The sequence below is a fragment of the Thiorhodovibrio litoralis genome (genome assembly GCF_033954455.1).
GTDB classification, from domain to species: Bacteria; Pseudomonadota; Gammaproteobacteria; order Chromatiales; family Chromatiaceae; genus Thiorhodovibrio; species Thiorhodovibrio litoralis.
The window spans coordinates 4,130,969-4,153,555 of sequence record NZ_CP121473.1; the positions used below are offsets into that span (position 1 = coordinate 4,130,969).

The following is a 22,587-nucleotide window of genomic DNA, read 5'->3' on the forward strand; positions in this document are numbered from 1 at the left end:
GCCCATGCGCCTCGAAAGCACGGTCGTGAGGCGGATCAGCCTACTTGCACCCCTGTTGCTTGGGCTCCAAGGCTGCGAATTCGCGGCGAGCCCATCGCTACCCTTCTACGGTGCCTACTTTCCCTTCTGGCTGGTCTGCGCTGCCATTGGCGTTCTCGGCTCTGTGCTGGTCCGTGTCCTCTTGATACGTCTGGGGATCGACGAAGGCATGCCGTTGCGCACCCTCGTGTATATCGCGCTCGCCTGCCTGATCGCCTTTGCGATCGCGGCCCACGCATTTGGACGCTAGCGCATGGCCAAGTCCGCCTATGCGCGAAAATACACGGTCGGCGGCATCATTATTGCCCTGGTGATCGTCATCGGCGCGGTCTTGGCAGGGCGCTTGTACGTTCACCGTGCCTCGAACAATCCCATGTCCGAGGATGCCGTGCTGACGGCGAGCCTGGTGAATGTCGCCGCCACCATCGCCGGGCGGGTCGTGACCATCGCGGTGACCGATAACCAGCGCGTCGCCGAGGGCGATCTGCTGTTTGCGCTCGATCCCGAGCCCTACAAGCTCGCTGTGGCGCAGGTCACGGCGGACCTGCGACTCGCCGAGGCGTCGCGCGACGCTCAGCGTCGGACCATCTCGGCCGAGCAGTCGAATGCCGTCGTTGCCTCCCAGCAGGTGGAGCGGGCCCGCGCCAACCTGGCGCTGGCCGAAGCGACGCTCGCACGACTCCTGCCCTTGGCGCCCAAGGGCTATGTGACGGCCCAACAGGTCGATGACGCTCGCACCGCCCGGGATGACGCGCAGACAAGCCTCGATCAAGCGCTGCGCCAGGCCGACGCTGCCGATGCCCTGGTCACCACGCTCGACGCCTCGGAGGCGCTGGTCGCCGCCCGGCAGGCGGCCCTGGCCATCGCCGAGCGGGAACTGGCGGCGACCGAAGTGCGTGCGCCCCATGACGGGCTGGTGGTCGGCCTTACCGTCTCGACCGGGGAGATCGTCGCGCCCGGTCAGTCGCTGTTCACGCTGATCGATACCGAGCACTGGTATGCCTCGGCCACCTTCCCCGAGACCGAGCTTTCCCGCATCCTGATCGGCGACTGCGCGAGCGTCTGCGTGCTGGCCGATCGCTCGCGTCCCGTCGTCGGTCGGGTCGAGAGCATCGGTTGGGGCGTCATCTCTGAGGATTTGGTGAACCTGCCCCGCGGCGTCCCTTACGTTCCGAAGTCGCTCAAGTGGGTGCGCATCATCCAGCGCTTCCCAGTGCGGATCAGGCTTGAGAATCCACCTGCGAACCTGATGCGAGTGGGCGCGTCGGCGGTTGCGGTGGTGCGGCATGGCGAAGGTTGTGGAAGCGGCGCACCCGAGTGACCTTGTCGGCGCGCCGCCGTCGCTCTGGCGCCAGGCGCTAGAGGACCTGCGGCCCTTCCCCGGCCGGGTCGGTATGACGTGGCGGGTTGCGCTGCTGTGCGCCCTGGTGACCGGCGCTGGCATGATGTTCGAGGTCCCCGAGGCGGCGATCAGTTGCTACCTGATCATCTTTTTGATGAAGCCCGACGCCGTGGTGAACATTGGCACCGGAATCGGCTTCTTGGTGCTGCTGCCTGGGCTCATCGCCTTTCTGGTCTGGGTGGTGAACCTGACCAGTGGCTCGACGCTGCACATCATGGTGGCGATCGTCATCACCTCCTGCCTGTTGCTTTACCTCGGCGCGGCGACCCAACTCGGCGAGCAAGGCAGCGTGGCGGCGTTGATCATTGCCTTCGTGCTGACCTTGATCGTCAAGGCACCCTTCGGTGACGCGGCGACCTTCGCCTTGCGCGAGGCCTGGGCGATGGCCGCGCTGCCGATGATCTGGATGGTCGGCTTCAACTTGCTCCTTGGCTTTTCGCCCGTGATGCTGCTGCGCGACAAGCTTCGCGACAGGCTTGCCGCCGCCGCGCAGGCCTTGGAGACGGGTGATCGGGCAGCGTTGCGCGAATTGCTGCGTGAAGGGAACGCGCTCTTCGACCCGCAGGCGCTGGCGGCACGGCTGTTGGGGATGGTTCCGCGCGCGGACGCACGGCAAATCGCGGCGGACGTGCGAGCCGGCTTTGCGCTGATGCTCGCGGTGTCGGCGCTGCCTGCGGATCTCGCCCCGGCGCGGCGCTGCGCGCTCGCGGAACAGATTCGCGCGGCCCATGACGCGCTCGGTAAGGGCGAGGCTCCGCCAGCGCCTCCCGCTGCCGCCTATCACCCGCCCGCAGACGCAGACACAGAAACATCCTCCGCCGAGCGCGCGGCATGGAGCGCGCTCCGCGTGCTCGCCGGCGCGCCTGAACCGGAGGTAGTGCCAGCACCGGCGATTCCGTTCGTCGCACCGGATGCGCTGCGCAATCCCGCCTACATCCGCTTTGCGCTCAAGACCACGGCGGCAGCGGTCATCTGCTTTCTCATCTATACGGCAATTGACTGGCAGGGCATCCATACGGCGATGATCACCTGCTATGTCGCCGCGCTCGGCACCACCGGAGAGACCGTGCACAAGCTCGCGTTGCGCATCACCGGGTGCCTGATCGGGGCGGCCATCGGTGTTGCGGCGATCTTTTGGGTCATTCCTCATATCGATGGGATCGGTGCGCTGATGGTGCTGGTTTTCCTCGGCTGCCTGGTCGGCGCCTGGGTCTCGACTGGCCCCGAGCGCCTCTCCTATGCCGGTGTGCAGGTGGCGCTCGCGTTTCTGCTGACGGTGTTACAGGGCTTCGGCCCGAGTACCAGTCTGGATACGGCACAGGGCCGGATCTTTGGCATTTTGCTCGGCAATCTCGTCGTCTATCTGATCTTTACGCGCATCTGGCCGGCGCCCGTTGTCGACGAGGCCCGTGCCTTCTTCGCGCGTGCCCTCTCGGGGCTGGCGGGGATGGCTCGGCTTGCGCCCACCATGCGACCGAACGCCGTGAGCAGCGCTGCGGCGGTCGAATTGCTGGTCGGCAAGGGCGAGGAGGTGCTGCGCCTGCTGCCCTTCGAGCCCCGCGAGCTGAGACCGACGCCCGCAAGCGAGGCGGCGCTCCATGGTGCGTTCGCCGAGATCGAGGCGCTCAATCGCGCCATCTGGCTGGGCCGCGACGCGGACCTCGCGCAAACCGCTGAGCAACTCGACCTCCTCGCGGAACGGTTTCACGGACCCGGCGGAGAATCCGGGCTCCGCTCTGATCCCGATCCCGACGCTGGCCCCGGCCGCGGCCACGGCCCCGGTCCTTCGGCGTCCCCGGCTCGGCATGCCGGTTCAGTGTTTATCGCCGGCCCCTTCAGCCGCCAACTCGACCAACTCCAGGGAGCCGCGGAATGACGGATCGCCACGCTTTGTTTCACCGCTCCGGCGCTTCAGTTCTCGCTTTCGCTCTGGCTTTGACGCTGGCGCTGGTGCTGGCTCTGACGCTGGCTGGCTGCGCCTCCAACGCAGAGAACATGACCTCCGCTTCGCCCGACCAGCCCTGGACGCCTCGGGGCGACGAGGAGACAGACCTTTGGAGTCTTGCGCGCGCGGGTCAGTCAGCATCAGGGGCAGCGTCAGGGGACGGGCCTGCAAACTTCAGCATCCCCGCGGATGCAGCGCGCGCGCAGCTCACCCTGACCGAGGGAGTTGATCCGGACCGCACCTATCGCCTGCCTGAACTCATCGATCTCGCACAGCGCAGCAACCCGGCAACCCGCGCCGCCTGGCAACAGGCACGGCAGGCGGCGCTGGCGGTCGGCATGGTGGAGGCGACCTATCTGCCCGTCATTACCGCGAGTGTGATCGGCGGGTATCAAGATCTAACGACGCCGCTGCCGGACGTGCTGGGCGAAAGCCTCAGTTTCGACACCACCGAACAGGGTACCGCAGGAATTCTCGCGCTGCAGTGGCTGCTGTTTGACTTCGGCCAGCGCCAGGCACTCGCGACTGCGGCCAAACACACGGCGATCGCGGCGAACATTCTCTTTAATGGCTCGCATCAAAAGCTGATCTTCGAGGTGTCACAGTCCTACTACCTTTATGGTGCCGCGATCCAGCGACGCGGCTTTGCCGAAACCGCGTTGCGCAACGCCGAAGCAGTCAGGACCGCCGTCGAAGCGCGCGAGGCCCAGGGTCTCGCCACCAGCGTGGAGACGGCACAGGCGCGCCAAGCCGTCGCACAGGCCGAATTACGTCGAGTCCAGGCGGACGGGGAGGAACGCGATGCCTACCAGAACCTGCTCGCCGCCGTGGGTGTGAATGCCGCGTTGAAGGTCGATGCGATGAGCGCGGCGCGGCGGCCGCTTCCTGCACCAGCCTCCGCACCGCTCGAGGCGACGATCCGACAGGCGCTGTCTCAGCGGCCCGACGTCGCGGCGAGCTACGCGGCACTGCAAGCCAGCAAGGCCGGTATCAAGGCCGCGCAGGCCGGCTATCTGCCAAAGGTCTATGCCGGCGGCAACCTCGCCGCTGGCACGGGGAATTTCGATGTTTCCGGTCTGCCCACCATCGGTCAGCAGGGCTCAGGCAACGGTCTGCTGCTAGGGGTCACCGTGCCAATCTACGACGCCGGCCTGCGGGATGCTCGGGTCAGCGAAGCGAAGTCCCAGGCCAAGCTGGCCGCTGATGAGTTTCAACGAGTGCAAACCGCTGCGGTAACCGAAATCGTTGGAGCCCGCAATGCGCTGCGCACCGCGCTCGAATCGCACCGCGCCGCCACGGCGCTGGTCGGTGCCGCATCGACCACCTATGATGCCGCCTTGGCGGCTTACCGCAATGGCGTCGGCACGGTCGATGTGGCAACAGAGGCGGACACCGCGCTGCTCGATGCTCGCCAGGCGCAGGCAGAGGCGCATGCGGGCGCGCTAATCGGCGCGGTGAACTTAGCCTTTGTCGTCGGCTCACTCACCTCGCGGGCAAGTTTGCCCTGATGTGACGAGTTTTTCCGGCAATCGCCTAAGCGCCAAGCTTGAGGTCCATCGCATGTTCAAAACTCATCGCCGGAATCAAACAACCAGCGGTTTCGTGCGCGACTCCGAGCCCAAGGCGCGTCCGATGCGTTTCGCCATCCTGCTCTTCAGTCTGCTTGTTCTCGCTGGTGCCAGCGGCTTTGCGACCACTGGCATCGGCGAACTAGTTGGAAACATCGCTGCATCAGCCGTCCTGCTCGCCGGGCTGGCCTCGATGTACCGCAAGAGAATTCTGCTCATTGTCGGCTGCGTGCTTTTGGTGCCAGCACTTGCCGCCCGCTGGACCTTTTTCTGGCTTCAGGCCTCGGCGCTGGCACCAGTATCCATCCTGTTCTCGCTGCTCTTTACCGCCTTTAACGCGGGCGCGCTCTTCGTCTACATCCAGCGCCGCGGATCACCAACCAACGACACGGTTTACGGCGGCATCTGCGTCTACATCCTGCTCGGCTACTGCTTTGCTCTGGTGTTTATGTTGCTGGAGACATTTTCACCAGGCCCCTTCTATTACGCGCATGCAGCCCCGGTTGGCCACGACCAGGTCCAGGGTCAACTGATCTATTTTAGCTTCGTCACCCTGACCACCGTCGGCTTCGGCGACATCACACCATTGACGCAGCCGGCAAAGTCGTTGGCGATGATCGAGGCCGTTGTCGGACCGATGTTCGTTGCCGTATTCCTCGCCCGCCTGGTTGGCATCCGGACCTCGAGCCATTAGTCGCCAACATGCACCCCAAGGCGGTATACACGCATCTTCCCGACCAGCACAGCCTGGATCATGACCACGTTCAGGTTGTGAAGGATAAAAAAGCGCGGCATCAACCGGACTTTGCCTTTGTCATCAACCAATGGGGCACGGTTAAGTCCCAGCGAATCGCAGCCGCGCGCAGCGCGAAGATGATGCCGATGCAGCCGATTGCTGCGGCAGATCGATGGTCCGGGACCCAGGCTAGCAGCGCAACGTAGAGGGTGCAGCCAATCAGCACTGGTGTTGCATAAAGCTCGCGCGTTATCAAGAGCGTCTGGCGGCCCGCCAGTACGTCCCTGAGCAGACCGCCGCCAATGGCCGTGACGATGCCCAGAATGATCGGGGCGAGCGGGCGACCGAAGTCCATGGCCCAGGACTTGTCGACGGTCTGAATCGCAAACAAGGCGGCGCCGAAGCCGTCGATGTAAGGAAATAAAAGGTACCATATATGATCCGCCCCGCGATGCAAGAGGAAAATTGCTGATTTGGTAGAAGGAAACGTTGCAGCCATATATCCGGCATCGATATCGGGATCCATGTGGTCCCCGTGCCCTGATGGAATGCGCGTACCTCGCCGTCCTCAATCAGGATCACAGTCTCAGCGTAAGCTGGCTTTGGAACCTTTCGGGTTTTCAGCAAGGCGGTCGTACCTTTCATGCCATCACAGTGAAATTCACTCTTCGCAACTCGTGGTGTGGAACTCGGTTATCGCCCGTTCAAGGGCCATACCATTACCCATATCTCCCCGCCCCAGCGTCGTCCGGGGCTGGACACAGCTCCCGAGTTCTGCTGAGATGCCCTTTCATCTTCAGCAAGGGGACGGGAGACCATGGACCAAGCGATTCCAAGCCGTTTATGTGGGCGCCCTTTCAACGAGACCGACTTAGCGCGCATTCGCCAGGAGATCGCGCTGGCGCAGCCGCCGCTGCGCGCGGAGATCGCTCGGCGGGTGTGCCGCGCGCTGGAGTGGACCGATATCCAAGGCCGCCCCAAGCTCATGAGTGCCCGGGTGGGACTGCTGCGGTTGCATCGTGCCGGGCTCATTGTGCTGCCGCCACCGACCTGCGGCAATGGCAATGGGCGGCGCTTCGTCCCGCGCCCCGAGTCCCGGCCCGAACCGATCCCAGTGTCCGTCCCGCTGCGCGCGCTCAGCGGCTTGCGCCTGGCGCGCGTTGATGATCGAAGGGCCTCGCAATTATGGAACGGCCTGATCGAGCGCTACCACTACCTCGGCTACAGTCCCCTGCCTGGTGCGCAGCTGCGCTACCTGATCCAGTGGGATGGCGGTCTGCTCGGCGCCATCGGCTTTGGCGCGGCGGCCTGGAAAGTCGCTGCCCGCGACCGCTGGATTGGCTGGACGCCCGCGCAGCGCCAAGCACACCTGGGACGGGTGCTCAACAACGCCCGCTTCCTCATCCTGCCCTGGGTGCAGGTCAAACACCTCGCCTCCAAGGTGCTGTCCTTGGCCGCGCGGCAAGTCAGTGTCGACTTTCCCGCCCGCTATGGCGAGCGTCTGGTGCTGCTGGAGACCTTTGTCGAGACCCCACGCTTTGCCGGGACCTGTTACCGTGCCGCCAACTGGCACGACTTGGGCGAAACCACCGGGCGCGGCAAGTGCGACCGCACCCATCGGGCCGCGCTGCCGCGCAAGGCGATCTATGTCTACCCGCTGGCGGCGGACTTCCGCGCCGCCCTGGGGGTGGTGGCATGATCGCGCTGGCCTCTGAACTGCAGGACATCTCTCTGGGCGACAAGCGCCTGAATCATCGCGCCCAACAGGTGCTTGAAACCCTCGGCGCCAAGCCGACACAAAGTATTCCCGGGGCTTGCAACGGTTGGTATGAGACCCGGGCCGCCTATCGCTTTTTCGATCATCCCACGGTCACCGCCGAGCAGATCCTCGCACCCCATTTTGCTTGTACCGAAGAACGTCTGCGCGAGCATCCGCGGGTGCTGTGTATCCAAGATACCAGCGAGCTGGACTATACAACCAAAAAAGGCATTGTCGGTCTTGGGCCACTGAACTTTGAGAGCCGCTATGGGATGTACATCCATCCCACCTTGGCGGTCACGCCCGAGCGCCTCGCGCTGGGGCTGCTGGATTTGCACACTTTTGTGCGCGAGCCCGGTAGCCTGGGCCAGGACAAAGACTCGCGCCGCCCACTGGAGGAGAAAGAAAGCGTGCGCTGGGTCGATGGCTACGCGCGCGTCAATGCGCTGGCCGAGGAACTGAGCGACACGCGCTTGACCTATGTTGCCGATCGCGAGGGCGACATCTACGACCTGTTTGTTGAAGCGCCCATCCCCGAGAACAGCGCCGATTGGCTGGTACGGGTGCAGCATCGCGACCGCTGCTTGGCCGATGGCAGAAAGCTCAATGAGGCCCTGGACGCCGCTGCGGTGCTCACCGAGATCACCTTCGAGCGTCCCGCCACCAAGGGGGCCAAAGCACGCCAGGTCAAGCAGGAGATCAAGGTGGTGCGCGTGACCCTGAAGGCACCCTGGCGCCCGGATCGCACCTTGCCCGATGTCACGGTCACGGCCTTGCTCGCCACCGAGGTCAATCCACCCGCCGGCGAGGAGCCACTCAACTGGCTGTTGCTGACCAATCTGGCGGTGCAGAGCGCCGAGGAGGCCATCGAGACGCTCTCCTGGTATCTTTGCAGGTGGCAAGTGGAGATTTTTTTCCGGATCTTAAAAAGTGGCTGCCGCATCGAGGAGCTGCAGCTCGAGACGCGCGAGCGCCTGGAGCCGGCGCTCGCTTTGTACATGATCATCGCGTGGCGGGTGCTGTACCTGACCATGCTCGGGCGCGAGTGCCCGGAGTTGCCTTGCGATGCGGTCTTTGCCGAGGAGGAATGGAAGGCGGTCTATCTGGTCACCCAGAAACAAGCGCCACCCGAGCAGCCGCCCTCGCTCGATACCATGGTGCGCATGGTCGCCTCCCTGGGCGGCTTTCTCAACCGCAAATCCGATGGGTTCCCGGGACCGAAGACGCTCTGGATTGGGTTGCAGCGCATCCCCGATTTTGTCATGGCGCTGGAGGCTTACCGCAGCGTCAGGGATAGTTATGGGTAATGGTATGTTCAAGGGCTGGTTAAACGTGATTGTTCGTCGCCGGTGTGGCGTTACGCCGTCACGGCCGCCGGCTTCGTGAGCGCGCCGCGCGACGGGTCGAAGGCCTTGCCAGTGGTGATCACCGCCCAGGCGATGCGCGCGAGCTTGTTAGCCATCGCAACAATGGCGACGTTGGCATGACGACGCTGCTTGAGATCGCGAGCCCAGTGACTGAGGGCGTCCTCCTTTTTCTCAACCCAACGCATCATCGCGCGGGCGCCATGGATCAAGAGTTGGCGCAGATACACATCTCCGCGCTTGCTAATGCCAAGCAACCGCGCTTTCCCGCCGGTGGAGTGCTGTCGTGGCACCAGTCCAAGCCAGGCCGCCAGCGCCCGGCCGTTGTTGAACAACTCCCACTGATCGCCCAGGGTAGCGAGCAAGGCGGTGGCTACCAAGGGGCCGATGCCGGGGATCGTCCTCAACAGCTGGGCCGACTCGCTGGTGTCGGCGACAGTCTTGATTTGCGCATCGAAGTGAACGACGCGCGCATCGAGGTGACGGAGTTCTTCAAGGAGTCCGTGCAGCTCGGCACGAAAGCGCTCGCTCAGTCCATTCTCGGCGTCTTCAAGGATTTCAGGAAGCCGACGCATGGCCGCCGCGCGTCCTTGCGGCATGACGATGCCGTATTCGGCCAACAGCCCACGCGCCTGATTGACCAGCGCGGTGCGCTGACCGATGACCTGCGAGCGCATGCGGTGGATGGCCTGAATGTCTTGTTGCTCAACGCTCTTGATCGGCACAAACCGCTGCCGGGGCGTTGGGCCGCTTCGCAGATCGCCTCGGCATCGGCGGCGTCGTTTTTGTTGGTCTTCACAAAGGGCTTCACATGCTGCGGCGCGATTAGCACCACCTCATGGCCAAAACCTTGGAAGGTGCGTGCCCAGTGATGCGCGCTGCCGCAGGCTTCCATGGCGACATGACACGGCGGCTGCTGGGCAATAAAGGCACTCAAGGCATGGCGCGCGAGCTTGCGGCTGAAGACCACCTCGCCTTGGGCATCAACGCCGAAAACGTGGACGCTATTCTTGGCCAAATCGATCCCGATGGTGGCGACGGGTTGTTTGCTAAACTTCTTCATGGGTCTGCTCCCTTCTTGATAGACGATAGGTGGGTTTGTTTTCCATCGCCTATTTTGCCCGCTTCGGGCTCGTTGTAGGAGCGGGGCGGACCATCCCATTAGGGTCAATTTAATTCCAATTAAGTCAATGAAAATCTAGCTTGCCAAGGTACAAGGTACTTTCGCCTTTTTGAGCGGGATCGGCTTAAAAGAAAAACCGGGGACGCACTGAATAAACAAAGATCAACCAGGATTTGTCCAGTCCTCTCGCCCATGACGCACGCGCAGGATGAAAATGTCATACTTGCGAATCCTGTAGATTACGATATGTGATCCAGCAGGATGAATGCGGCACGCAGGACTCAACTCTGACCGCTCTGGCGCGGCAAGAGGGTTTTCTGCTAAAAATTCGCATGCCTGATGCAGCCGTTGGTGATAGCGCCTGGCTTGGTCGAGACCGAATTCGGTCGCGCCTGCGATGTAAATCTGGAGCAAGTCTTCTTCGGCCGCTTCACTGAGGACGTAAGGCTTCACTGTGGCGCAGCTAGCCTCGCAAGCGCTTCGGCCTCAATATCCTGCATGGAACGCCGTCCTTCTCTGCGCGCGCCTGCTTCATCGATCAACGCTTGCACCCGTGCAATTTTTGCGGTGCGCTCCTGATCGCGCCGAATTAACTCGCGCACATACTCGCTACCGTCGCTGTATTGACCGGAGCGGGAGCATTCATCGATCCAAGCGATCATCGTATCCGGTAAAGATAGATTCATTGTTGCCAACATGTCACCTCTATCAGTCGATCCGGATTGTCATTCTTTCCGCCGCTGTTGTGGGGATTGAGAAGCATGAAGTTAAACAAGGATTTCAATGCACTGTCAAGGTGCGTGGGCAAAAATCCAGACAGCTCGTCGTAACTAGCCGCCACCAGATTGTGGCGCTGGAAGCGCCGCGGCGCAAAAATAATTATGCCTGGATCGTTTTGTTTTCTATCCAGTAAAAGCAATTCGACCCCTGGTTGCTGGCTGGCCAACGACATTCTCTGGCACGCCTAGCCGGCGTTGATCGCCGAGGCGGCAGCGGTGCTGGTGAATCTGCGTACCCTGTCGTGGTTGGGTAGGTCGGTGCCAAGCACCGGATGAGGAGACACCGGAGGCGGTCGCCGCGCTTGAGAGGGCTGGATTTTGGTCAACGTACAGACCCCACCTCTTTGCTCAAAGCACTGACGTCAAACTCTGTCCTATACTCATGCCATCCTTTGGTCATGGCATCACGGCGCTGACGCTCACGCCACTGGAGCTGATCGACCATCTCGCGGCACTCATCCCCCCGCCCAGGCGCCACCGCCATCGCTACCATGGCGTGCTCGCGCCAAACGCGCCGCTGCGTGCGGCAGCCGTCGTCTTGGGGCGTGACCTGACCGACGACCCGAGCGCCTGCGCCGAGCTCGCTGCACCCCGTCGCGCACCGGCCCCGAACGCTCGCTCCCCGGCGCGCTATCTCTGGGCCATGCTGCTGGCGCGGCTGTTCGAATCCCTACCACTGGTCTGCCCCAACTGCGGCGCGGACATGCGCATCATTGCCTTCATCACCGAGGCCGTGCCCGTCGAGCAGATCCTCACCCACATCGGTGAGCCACCGCGTCCACCCCCGATCTCGCCCGCCTGCGGACCGCCCGCCTGGGACGAGGCACCCGAGCCGATGCCGGACTGGGACCTCCTCCAGCAGCTCGAGCCCGACTTCGAGTTCGATCAGCGCGTCGCCTGGTAGCCGTCGTCTCTCTCGCAGGCAACGGTGCAGCCCCTCTCGTCTGCCGGTGGCACGCTGCCTCGCAGATGCACGCGCCAGCACCCCGGAACGCGCGCGCCTGCACCGCCCCGACGTCCGTCAGCCCCGCAGTTGGACGTTGACCGCGCACCTCACCCCCGCTAACCTCCTTCCTCGGGCCAACCTGGACGCTCAGGGTGGCTTGGATTTCCTATCCGTCAGCGGTAGATAGCAATAGTGACCGTAATAGCCGTAGGGGAACCGCCCTTCTTGGTCGCCATGCAACGCATCACCGGTGGCATCCAGGTCAAGGCAGATCGACGCGGGTGGCTTTGCTTCCGGCGGCCTGCGGCGCTAGAGCGATAGCTGCGCTAGTCCTGCAGCGGCAGCGGCAGCGGACGCGGGCAATCGGTCACTGTTGGCGGCTCTTGCGACATCGACATGATGCCAGTCTCACGCGTGCATTAATCAGCCACAGACCCAGCCCCACCTGGAGATCACCTGAATGATATTTGGGCTCAAGCGCCATACTTGCCCGCAGTGTGGCTACCGATTTTCTCTGCGCGAGCGTGCCAGATTCAGCGACGCTCTAGGCCTATCCCGCCGTGCCGCATCCTGTCCAGGCTGCGGCACGGACCTGATCTGGGCCAAGTGGCCATGGCGCTTGCTCTATCTCGGTGTCCTTGGGCTGACACTAGCCATCATCACGCTCCGCTTCGCCCTTACAGCCACCGAGTACACCGATGCCATCGTACTCGCCGTAGAGCTACCACTGATCGCCATGATCCTCGGTTCCGCTTATCGGCTCAGGTTGGTTCCCGCAATGGATCAAGCCAGCGGGCAGGGATAACGAACGCGTACCTCTGCTGGATAGCGGTTCCTACTCCGGACTCTCACCCATGGTCTGATAGTACTGCTTGATGTCTTCGCCGATGGTCGCGGTGATCTGATAGAAGACCTCCTGCGAGATGCGTACCGGCTCATCATCGATCTGATCAGCCTGGGCGCAGGTCTCCGCGATGAGCCGGTAGAGATAGTTGAGCACGAAGCGCGGCTGACGCAGCTTATCGAGTGCGCCAAGGATCTCTCGATGAGGAATCACTGACGCGAACAGCTGATCGAGCTATCCGTGGCCGGACCGCGCTGTCTCAACCGGATTTTGCCTTCGTCATCAACCAATGGGGCACAGTTAAGTCCCAGCGAATCGCAGCCGCGCGCAGGGCGAAGATGGCGCCGATGCAGCCGATTGCGGCGGCAGATCGATGGTCCGGGACCCAGGTCAGCAGCGCAACGTAGAGAGTGCAGCCAATCAGCACTGGTGTTGCATAAAGCTCGCGGGTCATCAAGAGCGTCTGGCGACCCGCCAGCACGTCCCTGAGCAGACCGCCGCCAATGGCCGTGACAATGCCCAGAATAACTGGTGCGAGCGGGCGACCGAAGTCCATGGCCAAGGACTTATCGACGGTCTGAATCGCGAACAAGGCGGCGCCGAAGCCGTCGATGTAAAGCATCAGACGAAAGATCTCTCGTCGCGTTAAGAGCGACTCAGCGAAGAAAGTGACAAGGCTTGCACCGATGGCGACCCACAGGTAGTTAAGATCGACGGACCAGAAGACTGGCACATCGAGGATCAGATCCCTGATGGTGCCGCCACCGACCGCAGTGATAATGCCAAGCACAATGGCGCTGAATAGATCGATGCCCTTGGGTGCGAGGACAAGCACCGCCGTGACGGCAAAGGCGGTAATGCCCGCCATGCCTATCCAATAGCTGAAAGACTGCAACTGGAATCCTCACCACATCATCGTTGTTAACCGCGTCGCTGACGCTTCGGAGAGGCCTCGCGGGGTTCAATCCAAAGACATTTGCCCGAGCAGCGCGTCGGGCCACCGTTCAGGCGGGTTCATGGCTGGGGTAAGGATACCAGCCGAGCAGTGCCTGCAACACGCCATCAGCCTGCTGACTGCCCGCCCCGGCGCGCTACCCCACCACCGAGCTACAAGCGTGCCTGTTCCGCCAGGCAGTCGGGCCCGCCCATCTCCAGTTCGCGGCAGGCCAGGGGGCGCCGAGCATAGATCCCGCAGTTCATCTGCGTGCGGTCCAAGGCTGCGCACCAGCCGTCCTCGAGGCGGCGCATGCGCGTGAAGCCGCCGTCGTCGGACTCGGTGAGATAGTCCGGTATGTCGAAATCGCCGACACTCGGGACTTCAAGCCGGCAGCAGGCGGCCGGGCAGTTAGCGCACTTGATCCGCGCGGGGTTGGTAGGCTTAGCGGGATCGGCGGGATCGGCGGGGTCGGCAGTCGGCAAGGGTGCTTCCTCAATGATGGTGGGCGCGTCCTCTTGGTAGCGGAACTGGTCATACTGTACCCTCCTTGAAAGAGCGAGCGCGAATAAACAGTTGGGGTTCCGATTACCCCTTTTTTCATTGCCGAGGAGTATTCAACGATGCCAAAGCAAAACGACCGGAACCCTATGTACAACCAGACAGAAAACGCCGACGACGAGACTTACGGTTCAAGCGATCTGGCTATGGGCCTTCCGAAGTCGTCCTTCCCTGATGTCGAGCGCGATCCGCGACGCATTTATGCCGCCGTCCGCGACGAACTGATGCTCGATGGGAACTCGCGGCAAAACCTCGCGACCTTCTGCCAGACCTGGGAGGAGCCCGAGATCCATCAGCTGATGGATGCCTGCATCGACAAGAACATGATCGATAAGGACGAATATCCGCAGACCGCCGAGATCGAGGCGCGCTGCGTGCAGATGCTCGCCGATCTCTGGCATTCGCCAGCCAGCGACCACGCGGTTGGCTGTTCCACCACCGGCTCCAGTGAGGCTGCCATGCTGGGTGGGCTGGCGATGAAGCGCCGTTGGGAGGCGCGTCGCCAAGCCGAGGGCAAGCCGACCGACAAGCCTAATCTGATTACTGGGCCGGTCCAGATCTGCTGGCATAAATTCACCCGCTACTGGGATATCGAGCACCGAGAGATCCCGATGGACAAGGGCCGGCTCCTGATGACGCCCGAGGAGGTGCTGAGCCGCTGCAACGAGAACACTATTGGCGTGGTGCCAACCCTGGGCGTAACCTTCACCGGAGAATACGAGCCGGTCAAGCAGGTCAGCGACGCGCTCGACAAGCTCCAGGCCGATACGGGGCTGGACATTCCGATCCACGTCGACGGCGCCAGCGGCGGCTTCCTCGCCCCGTTCTGCGCATCGGAGCTTGAGTGGGACTTCCGTCTGCCGCGGGTGCGCTCGATCAACGCCTCCGGCCACAAGTTCGGCCTCGCCCCACTCGGTGTGGGTTGGGTGCTGTGGCGCGAAGAGCAGGACCTGCCCGAGAGCATGGTGTTCTGGGTGAACTATCTTGGCGGCAACATGCGCGACATCGCGCTGAACTTTTCGCGTCCCGGCGGGCAGATCGTGTGCCAGTACTACAACTTCCTCCGCCTCGGGCGCGAGGGCTACAGCAAGGTCCACGGTGCCTGCTATCGCAGTGCCGAGTATCTGGCCGATGAGATATCGAAGATGGGGCCGTTCGAGATCGTCTTCGGTGGTGACATGGCGCGCGGCATCCCAGCGGTTTCATGGAAGCTCAAAGAGGGCACCGATCCGGGCTTCACCCTGTTCGATCTTGCCGACCGGCTGCGCGTGCGCGGCTGGCAGGTGCCAGCCTATACGCTACCGTCAAATTGTCAGGATCAAGCAATCCAAAGAATCCTGGTCCGCAACGGCGTCAGCCAGGACCTCTGTACACTGCTCATCGAGCACATGAAGGCAGCCCTGGATCATATCGAAGCGCATCCGGTTAAGGAGTCGCTCACCAGCGAAGATGCATCGGGTTTTCATCATTAAAGGCGATGAGACCAAGGCCCATCATGCGGAGAATGTTGACGAGAGTCGAGCGCATTTCCAAGAGGCGCTTGGTGGGGAGGTGCCCCATCTGGTTGTTATCGCCAGCTGGCCGAGGTGATTCAGCACCTGCTGCAAGAGACCGGAGCGCTGTCCGCCGGTTGAAGTACACACTAAGGGTGAGCAAAAAAAGGACCACCAATGACGCTGTTTCGAGAGATCAAAGCCGCCTACCGTGTTGCCTGGAGCTACGCGGCCCCCTTCGCGCTGGTTCATCTGGCACTGCGGCTACTTTCGGCCGCCGTGATCCTGCCCACATCCGGCCTGGTGCTGACGGTCGCGTTGGCAATCGATGGCCAGACGGCGATGACCGACCAGGACATCGCGCGCTTCCTGCTGACCCCGGCCGGATTCGCCGGCGCGCTGGCCATCATCGGCCTATCGATCATTGCCAGCGTGCTCGATCTGACCGTTATGACCAGCACCCTGCGGCGCGATGAGCATCGCGCCACTGCGGCGCTGATCTCCGGCTTGTCGCTGGTGCTGACGCGGTTCACTGCACTGTTCAGCCTGGGCGTCAGGCTGGCGCTGCGGGTGCTGTTGCTCGCCGCGCCCTTCGGCATTGTCGCCGCCGGCATCGCCTGGTTAATGCTCAGCGACTACGACATCAATTACTACCTCACCTACAAGCCGCCGACCTTTCTCATAGCGGTCGGCCTGATCGGCGCGCTGGCACTGGTGTTCGCGGCCGTGCTGCTCGCGCAACTCGCGCACTGGGCGGTGGCGCTGCACTTCCTGCTCTTCCAGCGGGTCGCCCCCAAACGCGCCTTTGCACTCAGCGCAGCCGGGCTGCGTGGTCAGCAATGGGGGGTCATCAGCCGGGTGTTGGCGTGGGTTCTGGTCAGGATTCTGCTCGCTACCCTGGGCGCCACCCTCGGCGGCCTGCTCATCGCCGGCACGCAAGAGCTGTTTGAGCTGCACCTGCGGCTCATCATCGTCTCCACCCTCGTCATACTGGCGGCCTGGTGGCTCGCCGATGCGGTGGTTTCGGCCCTGGCGAACGGGGCGCTCGCCGTCCTGCTGGACGGGTTCTACCAGCGCGTTGGCGGCGAACCGGCTGTCGCTTCTGAGCCGGATGCCTCCCAGCCACCACAGGGTCGCATGGTGCCGCTCCTGCTGTTTTTCGTCATCGCCACCAGCCTGGTGCTGGGCGGGATCGACTTCGCCAGCGATCAGCTCGAGCGCGTCGGCACCGAGCGCAGCGTCGAGATCATCGCTCACCGCGGTGCCGCCGGGGCACGGCCAGAAAATACCCTCGCCGCAGTCGAAACAGCCCTGGAGCATGAGGCCGACTGGGTCGAGATCGACGTCCAGGAAACCGCCGATGGGGAAGTCGTGGTCGCCCACGACAGCGACTTCATGAAACAGGCTGGCGTCAATCTCAAGGTCTGGAACGCCACCCTGACCGATCTGGCCAAGATCGACATTGGCAGCTGGTTCGACCCAGCCTATGCCGCGGAGCGCCCGCCAACCTTGCGCCAGGTGCTGCTCGCCGCAAAGGACCGTGGCCGGGTCCTGATCGAGCTGAAATACTACGGGCATGATGTGCAGCTCGAGCAGCGTGTCGCGCACATTGTCGACGACACCGGGATGAACGACCAGGTTGCCGCCATGTCGCTCAAGCGCCCAGGTGTCGAGAAAATGCAGGTACTGCGGCCTGACTGGCCGCATGGCATCCTCGCGGCCACCGCCATCGGCAACCTCCCGGCAGTGCAGTCGGATTTTCTCGCGCTCAACACCGGGCAGATCACATTGGCGCTGATCCGCAAGGCACAGGCGCAGGGTAAGAAAGTCTATGCCTGGACAGTAGATGAACCGGTGACCATGGTGCGCCTGATCTCCATGGGCATTGACGGCCTGATCACCAATGAGCCGGCCCTGGCGCGCGCCGTGATGGAAACGCGCAATGAGCTCTCGACCCTGGAGCGCCTGGTGCTGTGGTTGACCGATCAGTTCGACCTTGATCGGCTCGAGCTCAGTGCCGACGTGCGCGATGCTTAGTACGCTCCGGACTGTGGGCTCTGGTGTTTTCCGGACGATGTTGACCCTGTTGCCGACTCTGCCTCAGCAAAGGCGGCGTTTTCGGGGTTGCTGGCCGCTGTTGAAGCGGGTGAGACCGTGGCCATCACGCGCCGGGGCGGGTGATTGCCCGGCTAGTACCCGACAAGCCGACCATGGCTGCAGAGGCTTTTCGGCCGTTCTGGGACCACCATGAGGAGATCGATCTGGTGGCGCCGAATGAGCGGCCAGCGGAGCCGATCGGCAACTCGACCGCGCTTGCACTGCTCGAGCGTGGTCTGCCGCTGCTTGCGATCGACAACTGGACCCAGGGCAACAATCGCATCGTCTTTCCGTACCTGCAGCCGGCAAAGTGGTTGGCGATGATCGAGGCCGTTGTCGGCCTGATGTTCGTCGCCGTGTTCCTCGCCCGCCTGGTTGGAGTCCGGACCTCAAGCCACTAGAGGAGGCCGAGGTCATACCTTAAAGCGCCCGACCCGTTCGAGTTGGTCGATCGCGAGCTGCGCCAACTCTGCCGCTGCGTTGTTGATCTCGCGTGAACCCGTGGCGATCTGATCCATCGCCTGGGCGCTGTTGACCAGGTTGCGGTCGACTTCCTCGGCGACCGAGCTTTGCTCCTCGGTCGCGCTGGCAATCTGCATATTCATGTCCCGAATCAGCGCCACCGCCTCGGCGATGCTGACCAGACCAGCGCGCGCGCCCTCAGCCATCTCGGCATTCTTGTCGATCTGTCCGCGTGCCTGGTCCATGGCGCTGACTGCCTGATTGCTGCCTTCCTGCAGGCGCTCGATCATGGTCTGAATTTCGGTGGTGGAATCCTGGGTGCGGCTGGCCAGGGTGCGCACTTCCCCGGCCACGACCGCGAAGCCACGGCCTTGGTCACCGGCCCGCGCGGCCTCAATGGCGGCATTGAGCGCAAGCAGGTTGGTCTGATCGGCAATGCCGCGAATGACGTCGAGCACCTGGCCGATGTTGTCGGCATCCTGGGACAGTCGCCCAACTGCTTCCGCCGTCGATTGAATCTGACGCGCCGTGGTCTGGATAAGCGACGCTGCCTCGCTCATGGTGGACTGGCCCTGCTGGGTTTCCTGATCGGCTGCACGTGCCGCCTCGGCCGCCTCGGCGGCATTGCGCGCCACCTCGGCGACGGTGGCGGTCATTTCATTCATCGCCGTCGCCACTTGATCGGATTCCGACTGCTGCCGACCAATTTGATCGCTGGTGGAACTGCTGGTTGCGGTCAGTTCCTCGGCTGCGGTGGCCACGCGCTGACTGGCGTCAATCACTTGCCCAACGAGATCGCGCACCCGTTTCTGGAATCGGTTAAAGGCGTGTGCAAGTTCGGCCAGCTCATCGTTTCCAGTCTCCGACAGGCTATGCGTCAGATCGCCATCGCCGTCGGCGATGTCGGTCATGGTTCCGCTAGCTGTTTTCACCCGACGCACAATGGCGTGGGCGAGCCAGGACATGCCAGCGACACCGGCAAGCACGCTGATGATCGAGACGATGATCATGACCGCAGCGGCGTGCTGTGTCTCAGCCGCCGCTTCCTGTCCCATGGCGAGTGCCTTGGCCATTGGCACCTTGATCTGCACCGCCCAGGGTGCATTGGTATGACCGACTTTGATCGGTTCCAGGGTGAAGATTTCCTCTGCGCCCGAGGGCGAGACGGACTCGATCTGCAGGGACTCACCACGGGCAACAGCCTGAGCGACCTGATCGCCCTGTCGGTGCAGTCCGGAAACATTCTCGCCAATCAGCTGTGGGTTGCGACTGGTCGCCACGACGGTGCCATTGTGGGACAGCACCGCCACGCTGGCCTCGCCATCGAAAAGATCCTGCGCGGCCTGCTCGACCATGCGCTGTAGCTCGCTCAGGCGCACATCGATGCCCACCATGCCGCGAAAACCACCCTCGAGCATCACCGGCGCGACTAGCGAGGTGATCATGCTCTCCTGACCCTGAATCTGCTCCATGCGCGGGTCGATGATCGCCTCTTGGCCAGTCTGCTTGGGAATCTGATAGAAATCGCCCGCCCCGGATTCAGCGTAATCGGTCACGGCGGCCAAGACGGCGGCGCCATCCCCACCGCGGGTCCAATTGGTCATGAAACGCCCGCTGTCATCAGTGCCTGGGGTGTCCACATAGAACTCGTCCTGGGCATCGAAGGCATCTGGCTCCCAGACGGTATAAACGCTGACAAAGTCCGGGTTCTCTTCCAGTACAGACTTCAGCATCTGATTGATGTCGTTGCGCGAGTAAAAGGCAACGCGATGAGACCAGACTCCGGAGCCGAGAACCCAGTTCCACTCGGGGATCAGGCGGCCGAAAGCAAGCTTGGGCTGGGGCTCGGTGCTTCCCGGCATCGGCCAGCTATAATGCATCCAGCCCTTGCCGTCATCGGCAACTTGTTCATCCATGGCGATGAAGAGGTTCTGGTTGCGCCCCATGGCATTGTCCCACTTGGGATCATCCATGATCTGGCCATCAAGCTGGGGGGCGTCTGGGTGCATCACCAGGCGCGGCACTGGTTTGTGCCTGTCCTGCACCCAGATATAATTTTCGTCTTCATAGCGCATGGAGCGCAGTACATCGATCGCTGCGGCTTGCGCTTCCTCCCGCGTCATCTCGCCGCGCTGCTCGGCGGCGATATAGCGCGCGACGATAGATTTGGCCAAATCCACCGCCGTTTCCAGACGCTTGAAGCGATATTGAAGTCGCCTCCAATCCTCGTTGGTGAGCTTGTCGTCGTCCGGACGGACCGCCGAGACATAGGCCTGTGCCAGCGTTCTGGCCGCATCGAGCGGCGCCTCTAGTGCGGCATCAATGCTCGCCGCCTCCCGACTAGCCGCATTGCGCGCTAGTTCGCGCGCCGCCTCCAACCCGGCCACACGCTGGCTTTCCGCCATGGCCTGCATGCGCGTGACGGCATAGCCGGTGATCACGCCCCCAAGGGCGATCATGCCAACGCCGGACCAAAATGCGATCCGAAACCCAATCGAATGGCGATTAAACATGACGACTCCCTTTCCGCTATCGACCCCGTCTGCTCTCATGCGCCCAAAGGTCTCGGGGTTGCCGACCGCCAGGCTGGTTCGTACCCGGTTTTCGCAGGATTACAGTCAGGGGCCATTTTAGCAGCCGCAGCCAACCACTTCACTGGCGCGGCGCGGCTTAGGCCGCTTCCCGCATCTCCTGCGGACCACCGTTCAGGGCTGGTTCATGGCTGGGGTAAGGATACCAGCCGAGCAGTGCCTGTAACACGCCAGCAGCCTGCTGACTGTGCGCTCCTTGCAGGGGCGAGCTGGCAATGAAGCGCCGTTGGGAGGCGCGTCGCCAGGCCGAGTGCAAGCCCACCGATAAGCCCAATCTGATCACCGGGCCGATCCAGATCTGCTGGCACAAATTCACCCGCTACTGGGATATCGAGCACCGCGAGACCCCGATGGACAAGGGTCGGCTCCTGATGACGCCTGAAGAGGTCCTGAGCCGCTGCGACGAGAACACCATTGGCGTCGTGCCGACGCTGGGCGTGACATTCACCGGAGAATACGAGCCGGTCAGGATCAAGCGATCCATAGGATTTTGGTCCGCAACGGCGTCAGCCAGGGCCTCTGTGCGCTGCTCATCGATCACATGAAGGCAGCACTGGAGCATATCGAAGCGCATCCAGTAAAAGAGTCACTCACCAGCGAAGATGCATCGGGTTTCCATCATTGAGCCCGCAATCTGGCGCAGAATGGTCATCAATGCAGCAGGTTCTTCGATAGACTGAAGGGTAGCAAGCTTCAAGTCGGACGACCCATCGCGGTTGGAGAGGTGTCAGATCTATGGCCATCGAAATCCCCCTGCCACTCACCGTGGTGTTCGCCATCCTGGTGCTTTTGGTTGGCCGCTGGCTGATCGGGCGCATCGACTTTCTGGCCCGCTACAGCATTCCCGATCCAGTGGTGGGCGGGTTGATCGTCGCTGTGGTGCTGACGCTCGTGCGGGTTGGCACCGGGACCGAATTGTCCTTCGACATGGGGCTGCAATCGCCGCTGCTGCTGATCTTCTTCTCCACCGTCGGGCTCGGTGCCGATGTGCGCACCCTGACTCAAGGCGGGCGCAAGCTGTTGTTGCTGCTGGCCGTGGTGGTGGTCGCGCTGGTGCTGCAAAACGTCGTCGGCGTGGCGATTGCGCTGGGGCTCGATCTGAACCCTTTGATGGGCATCCTCGGCGGTTCGGCGACGCTGGCCGGTGGGCATGGCACCGGCGCGGCCTATGGGCAGGTGTTCGGCGAGGTGAACGGTCTGCAGGGTGCGGTCGAGGTGGCCATGGCCTGCGCCACCTTCGGGCTGATCCTGGGCGGTGTCCTCGGCGGGCCGGTGGCGCAATGGCTGATTCGCCGGCATCACTTGCAGCCCGAGGCACAGTCGGTGGCATCGCTCGGCCCCGGCGAGGTGCCGAAGGACGAACGCCGCGCCCTGAGCCCGGAATCCCTGATCGAGACCATCCTGATCCTGATGTTGTGCCTGGGGGTCGGCGCCCTGCTAGCCGAGCGTCTGACCATCCCCGGTATCACCTTGCCGACCTTCGTCTGGTGCTTGCTGGTGGGGATCATCCTGCGCAATGCGCTGAGTCTGAGCGGGCTGTACCGCATCGACGGCCCCACCATCGAGTTGATGGGCACCGTCAGCCTTTCGCTGTTTTTGGCCATGGCGCTGATGTCGCTGCGCTTGTGGGAACTGGTCAATCTGGCCCTGCCGATTCTGATCATACTGGTCGCCCAGGCCTTGCTTACGGTGCTGCTGGTAGTGTTTCTGACCTTCCGTGTCATGGGCCGCAATTATGACGCGGCGGTGATTGCCGCAGGCCAATGCGGCTTTCAGCTTGGCGCAACGCCCACCGCCATTGCCAATATGCAGGCCGTGACCAGTCGCCATGGCTTGTCGCCGATGGCCTTCCTGCTGGTGCCGATCATTGGTGCCTTTTTGATCGACATCTGTAACGCCCTGGTCATACAGGGGTTCTTGGCGCTGCCCTGGTTCGGGTTCTGA

21 protein-coding genes and 3 pseudogenes are annotated in these 22,587 nt (G+C 62.8%); 14 read left to right on the forward strand and 10 right to left on the reverse strand.

From position 1 onward, the window contains the following. Positions 1-4 precede the first annotated feature (4 nt). From Thiosp_RS18740 to Thiosp_RS18760, 5 genes are read left to right on the forward strand one after another with little or no spacing between them, the layout of a single operon-like run. Entirely contained in the window at positions 5-289 is a 285-nt protein-coding gene (locus tag Thiosp_RS18740) for a YtcA family lipoprotein (RefSeq protein ID WP_201066693.1), read from the forward strand. A gap of 3 nt (positions 290-292) precedes the next feature. Beyond that, complete coding sequence (gene mdtN, locus Thiosp_RS18745) at positions 293-1,360, forward strand: multidrug transporter subunit MdtN (RefSeq protein WP_201066694.1); 1,068 nt, start codon at positions 293-295, stop codon at positions 1,358-1,360. After that, positions 1,326-3,317: an FUSC family protein gene (locus Thiosp_RS18750; protein WP_201066695.1), complete on the forward strand. Its 1,992-nt coding sequence runs from the start codon at positions 1,326-1,328 to the stop codon at positions 3,315-3,317. The genes mdtN and Thiosp_RS18750 overlap by 35 nt, the downstream gene beginning before the upstream one ends. Beyond that, positions 3,314-4,894, forward strand: a complete 1,581-nt coding sequence (locus Thiosp_RS18755) for a TolC family protein (protein WP_201066696.1) — start codon at positions 3,314-3,316, stop codon at positions 4,892-4,894. The genes Thiosp_RS18750 and Thiosp_RS18755 overlap by 4 nt, the downstream gene beginning before the upstream one ends. A 52-nt stretch (positions 4,895-4,946) precedes the next feature. Then, positions 4,947-5,648 (forward strand): potassium channel family protein, encoded by a 702-nt coding sequence (locus tag Thiosp_RS18760; protein WP_201066697.1) that lies wholly within the window; start codon positions 4,947-4,949, stop codon positions 5,646-5,648. 100 nt (positions 5,649-5,748) lie between these two features. Here Thiosp_RS18760 and Thiosp_RS18765 read toward each other — a convergent pair whose 3' ends face one another. Further along, positions 5,749-6,216, reverse strand: a complete 468-nt coding sequence (locus Thiosp_RS18765) for a trimeric intracellular cation channel family protein (protein ID WP_242518556.1) — start codon at positions 6,214-6,216, stop codon at positions 5,749-5,751. 291 nt (positions 6,217-6,507) lie between these two features. Here Thiosp_RS18765 and Thiosp_RS18770 point away from each other — a divergent pair, with 291 nt between their 5' ends. Then, a complete protein-coding gene (locus Thiosp_RS18770) occupies positions 6,508-7,389 on the forward strand; it encodes a DUF4338 domain-containing protein (protein WP_323696489.1) in 882 nt (293 codons plus the stop codon). After that, the gene (locus Thiosp_RS18775) at positions 7,386-8,756 is read left to right on the forward strand and encodes an IS4 family transposase (RefSeq protein WP_323696602.1); all 1,371 of its coding nucleotides are present in this window, start codon (positions 7,386-7,388) and stop codon (positions 8,754-8,756) included. The genes Thiosp_RS18770 and Thiosp_RS18775 overlap by 4 nt, the downstream gene beginning before the upstream one ends. A gap of 50 nt (positions 8,757-8,806) precedes the next feature. Here the strand turns inward: Thiosp_RS18775 and Thiosp_RS18780 are convergent. The 4 genes and pseudogenes from Thiosp_RS18780 to Thiosp_RS18795 all read right to left on the reverse strand — a co-directional run bounded on the left by Thiosp_RS18780 (position 8,807) and on the right by Thiosp_RS18795 (position 10,882). Beyond that, a pseudogene (locus Thiosp_RS18780) lies at positions 8,807-9,876 on the reverse strand (IS110 family RNA-guided transposase). Positions 9,877-10,098: 222 nt separating this feature from the next. Continuing rightward, positions 10,099-10,389: a type II toxin-antitoxin system RelE/ParE family toxin gene (locus Thiosp_RS18785; protein ID WP_201068211.1), complete on the reverse strand. Its 291-nt coding sequence runs from the start codon at positions 10,387-10,389 to the stop codon at positions 10,099-10,101. Next, positions 10,386-10,622 (reverse strand): type II toxin-antitoxin system ParD family antitoxin, encoded by a 237-nt coding sequence (locus Thiosp_RS18790; RefSeq protein ID WP_201068210.1) that lies wholly within the window; start codon positions 10,620-10,622, stop codon positions 10,386-10,388. The genes Thiosp_RS18785 and Thiosp_RS18790 overlap by 4 nt, the downstream gene beginning before the upstream one ends. After that, positions 10,619-10,882: a hypothetical protein gene (locus Thiosp_RS18795; protein ID WP_207188112.1), complete on the reverse strand. Its 264-nt coding sequence runs from the start codon at positions 10,880-10,882 to the stop codon at positions 10,619-10,621. The genes Thiosp_RS18790 and Thiosp_RS18795 overlap by 4 nt, the downstream gene beginning before the upstream one ends. Positions 10,883-11,127: 245 nt before the next feature. Between Thiosp_RS18795 and Thiosp_RS18800 the strand changes: the two are divergent. Then, positions 11,128-11,481: pseudogene (locus tag Thiosp_RS18800) on the forward strand (transposase); the annotation flags it as partial. Positions 11,482-11,835: 354 nt separating this feature from the next. Here Thiosp_RS18800 and Thiosp_RS18805 read toward each other — a convergent pair. After that, positions 11,836-11,943 (reverse strand): annotated as a pseudogene (locus Thiosp_RS18805) (transposase); the annotation flags it as partial. A 178-nt stretch (positions 11,944-12,121) separates the two neighbouring features. Between Thiosp_RS18805 and Thiosp_RS18810 the strand changes: the two are divergent. Then, positions 12,122-12,466, forward strand: a complete 345-nt coding sequence (locus Thiosp_RS18810; RefSeq protein WP_201068208.1) for a hypothetical protein — start codon at positions 12,122-12,124, stop codon at positions 12,464-12,466. 30 nt (positions 12,467-12,496) lie between these two features. Here the strand turns inward: Thiosp_RS18810 and Thiosp_RS18815 are convergent, their stop codons facing one another. The 3 genes from Thiosp_RS18815 to Thiosp_RS18825 form a co-directional block, all read right to left on the reverse strand. Then, complete coding sequence (locus Thiosp_RS18815) at positions 12,497-12,718, reverse strand: hypothetical protein (RefSeq protein WP_201068207.1); 222 nt, start codon at positions 12,716-12,718, stop codon at positions 12,497-12,499. A 46-nt stretch (positions 12,719-12,764) separates the two neighbouring features. Next, on the reverse strand, positions 12,765-13,373 hold the full coding sequence (locus Thiosp_RS18820; protein ID WP_323696603.1) for a trimeric intracellular cation channel family protein: 609 nt from the start codon (positions 13,371-13,373) through the stop codon (positions 12,765-12,767). A gap of 239 nt (positions 13,374-13,612) precedes the next feature. Further along, on the reverse strand, positions 13,613-13,924 hold the full coding sequence (locus Thiosp_RS18825; protein WP_201068205.1) for a YkgJ family cysteine cluster protein: 312 nt from the start codon (positions 13,922-13,924) through the stop codon (positions 13,613-13,615). A gap of 138 nt (positions 13,925-14,062) precedes the next feature. Between Thiosp_RS18825 and Thiosp_RS18830 the strand changes: the two genes are divergently transcribed. From Thiosp_RS18830 to Thiosp_RS18840, 3 genes are all read left to right on the forward strand, one after another. After that, the gene (locus tag Thiosp_RS18830) at positions 14,063-15,472 is read left to right on the forward strand and encodes a glutamate decarboxylase (RefSeq protein WP_201068204.1); all 1,410 of its coding nucleotides are present in this window, start codon (positions 14,063-14,065) and stop codon (positions 15,470-15,472) included. A 198-nt stretch (positions 15,473-15,670) separates the two neighbouring features. Next, complete coding sequence (locus tag Thiosp_RS18835) at positions 15,671-17,530, forward strand: glycerophosphodiester phosphodiesterase family protein (protein ID WP_201068203.1); 1,860 nt, start codon at positions 15,671-15,673, stop codon at positions 17,528-17,530. Positions 17,531-17,703: 173 nt separating this feature from the next. Further along, positions 17,704-17,991 carry a hypothetical protein gene (locus tag Thiosp_RS18840; RefSeq protein WP_242518797.1) on the forward strand — a complete coding sequence of 96 codons (288 nt, stop codon included), beginning with the start codon at positions 17,704-17,706 and terminating at the stop codon, positions 17,989-17,991. A 12-nt stretch (positions 17,992-18,003) separates the two neighbouring features. Here Thiosp_RS18840 and Thiosp_RS18845 read toward each other — a convergent pair whose 3' ends face one another. Further along, positions 18,004-20,511 carry a methyl-accepting chemotaxis protein gene (locus Thiosp_RS18845; protein WP_242518795.1) on the reverse strand — a complete coding sequence of 836 codons (2,508 nt, stop codon included), beginning with the start codon at positions 20,509-20,511 and terminating at the stop codon, positions 18,004-18,006. A 347-nt stretch (positions 20,512-20,858) separates the two neighbouring features. Here Thiosp_RS18845 and Thiosp_RS18850 point away from each other — a divergent pair, with 347 nt between their 5' ends. Together Thiosp_RS18850 and gltS are read left to right on the forward strand one after the other, a co-directional pair. Further along, positions 20,859-21,188: a pyridoxal-dependent decarboxylase gene (locus Thiosp_RS18850; RefSeq protein WP_242518794.1), complete on the forward strand. Its 330-nt coding sequence runs from the start codon at positions 20,859-20,861 to the stop codon at positions 21,186-21,188. 190 nt (positions 21,189-21,378) lie between these two features. Further along, positions 21,379-22,587 (forward strand): sodium/glutamate symporter, encoded by a 1,209-nt coding sequence (gene gltS, locus Thiosp_RS18855; RefSeq protein ID WP_201068201.1) that lies wholly within the window; start codon positions 21,379-21,381, stop codon positions 22,585-22,587.

What these genes read in the sequence shown, in the direction of transcription:
- Thiosp_RS18740 (WP_201066693.1), top strand. Translation starts at nt 5, where the DNA reads ATGCGCCTCGAAAGCACGGTCGTGAGGCGGATCAGCCTACTTGCACCC.
- mdtN (WP_201066694.1), top strand. Translation starts at nt 293, where the DNA reads ATGGCCAAGTCCGCCTATGCGCGAAAATACACGGTCGGCGGCATCATT.
- Thiosp_RS18750 (WP_201066695.1), top strand. Translation starts at nt 1,326, where the DNA reads ATGGCGAAGGTTGTGGAAGCGGCGCACCCGAGTGACCTTGTCGGCGCG.
- Thiosp_RS18755 (WP_201066696.1), top strand. Translation starts at nt 3,314, where the DNA reads ATGACGGATCGCCACGCTTTGTTTCACCGCTCCGGCGCTTCAGTTCTC.
- Thiosp_RS18760 (WP_201066697.1), top strand. Translation starts at nt 4,947, where the DNA reads ATGTTCAAAACTCATCGCCGGAATCAAACAACCAGCGGTTTCGTGCGC.
- Thiosp_RS18765 (WP_242518556.1), bottom strand. Translation starts at nt 6,216, where the DNA reads ATGGATCCCGATATCGATGCCGGATATATGGCTGCAACGTTTCCTTCT.
- Thiosp_RS18770 (WP_323696489.1), top strand. Translation starts at nt 6,508, where the DNA reads ATGGACCAAGCGATTCCAAGCCGTTTATGTGGGCGCCCTTTCAACGAG.
- Thiosp_RS18775 (WP_323696602.1), top strand. Translation starts at nt 7,386, where the DNA reads ATGATCGCGCTGGCCTCTGAACTGCAGGACATCTCTCTGGGCGACAAG.
- Thiosp_RS18790 (WP_201068210.1), bottom strand. Translation starts at nt 10,622, where the DNA reads ATGAATCTATCTTTACCGGATACGATGATCGCTTGGATCGATGAATGC.
- Thiosp_RS18810 (WP_201068208.1), top strand. Translation starts at nt 12,122, where the DNA reads ATGATATTTGGGCTCAAGCGCCATACTTGCCCGCAGTGTGGCTACCGA.
- Thiosp_RS18820 (WP_323696603.1), bottom strand. Translation starts at nt 13,373, where the DNA reads ATGGCGGGCATTACCGCCTTTGCCGTCACGGCGGTGCTTGTCCTCGCA.
- Thiosp_RS18830 (WP_201068204.1), top strand. Translation starts at nt 14,063, where the DNA reads ATGCCAAAGCAAAACGACCGGAACCCTATGTACAACCAGACAGAAAAC.
- Thiosp_RS18835 (WP_201068203.1), top strand. Translation starts at nt 15,671, where the DNA reads ATGACGCTGTTTCGAGAGATCAAAGCCGCCTACCGTGTTGCCTGGAGC.
- Thiosp_RS18840 (WP_242518797.1), top strand. Translation starts at nt 17,704, where the DNA reads ATGGCTGCAGAGGCTTTTCGGCCGTTCTGGGACCACCATGAGGAGATC.
- Thiosp_RS18845 (WP_242518795.1), bottom strand. Translation starts at nt 20,511, where the DNA reads ATGATCGCCCTTGGGGGCGTGATCACCGGCTATGCCGTCACGCGCATG.
- Thiosp_RS18850 (WP_242518794.1), top strand. Translation starts at nt 20,859, where the DNA reads ATGAAGCGCCGTTGGGAGGCGCGTCGCCAGGCCGAGTGCAAGCCCACC.
- gltS (WP_201068201.1), top strand. Translation starts at nt 21,379, where the DNA reads ATGGCCATCGAAATCCCCCTGCCACTCACCGTGGTGTTCGCCATCCTG.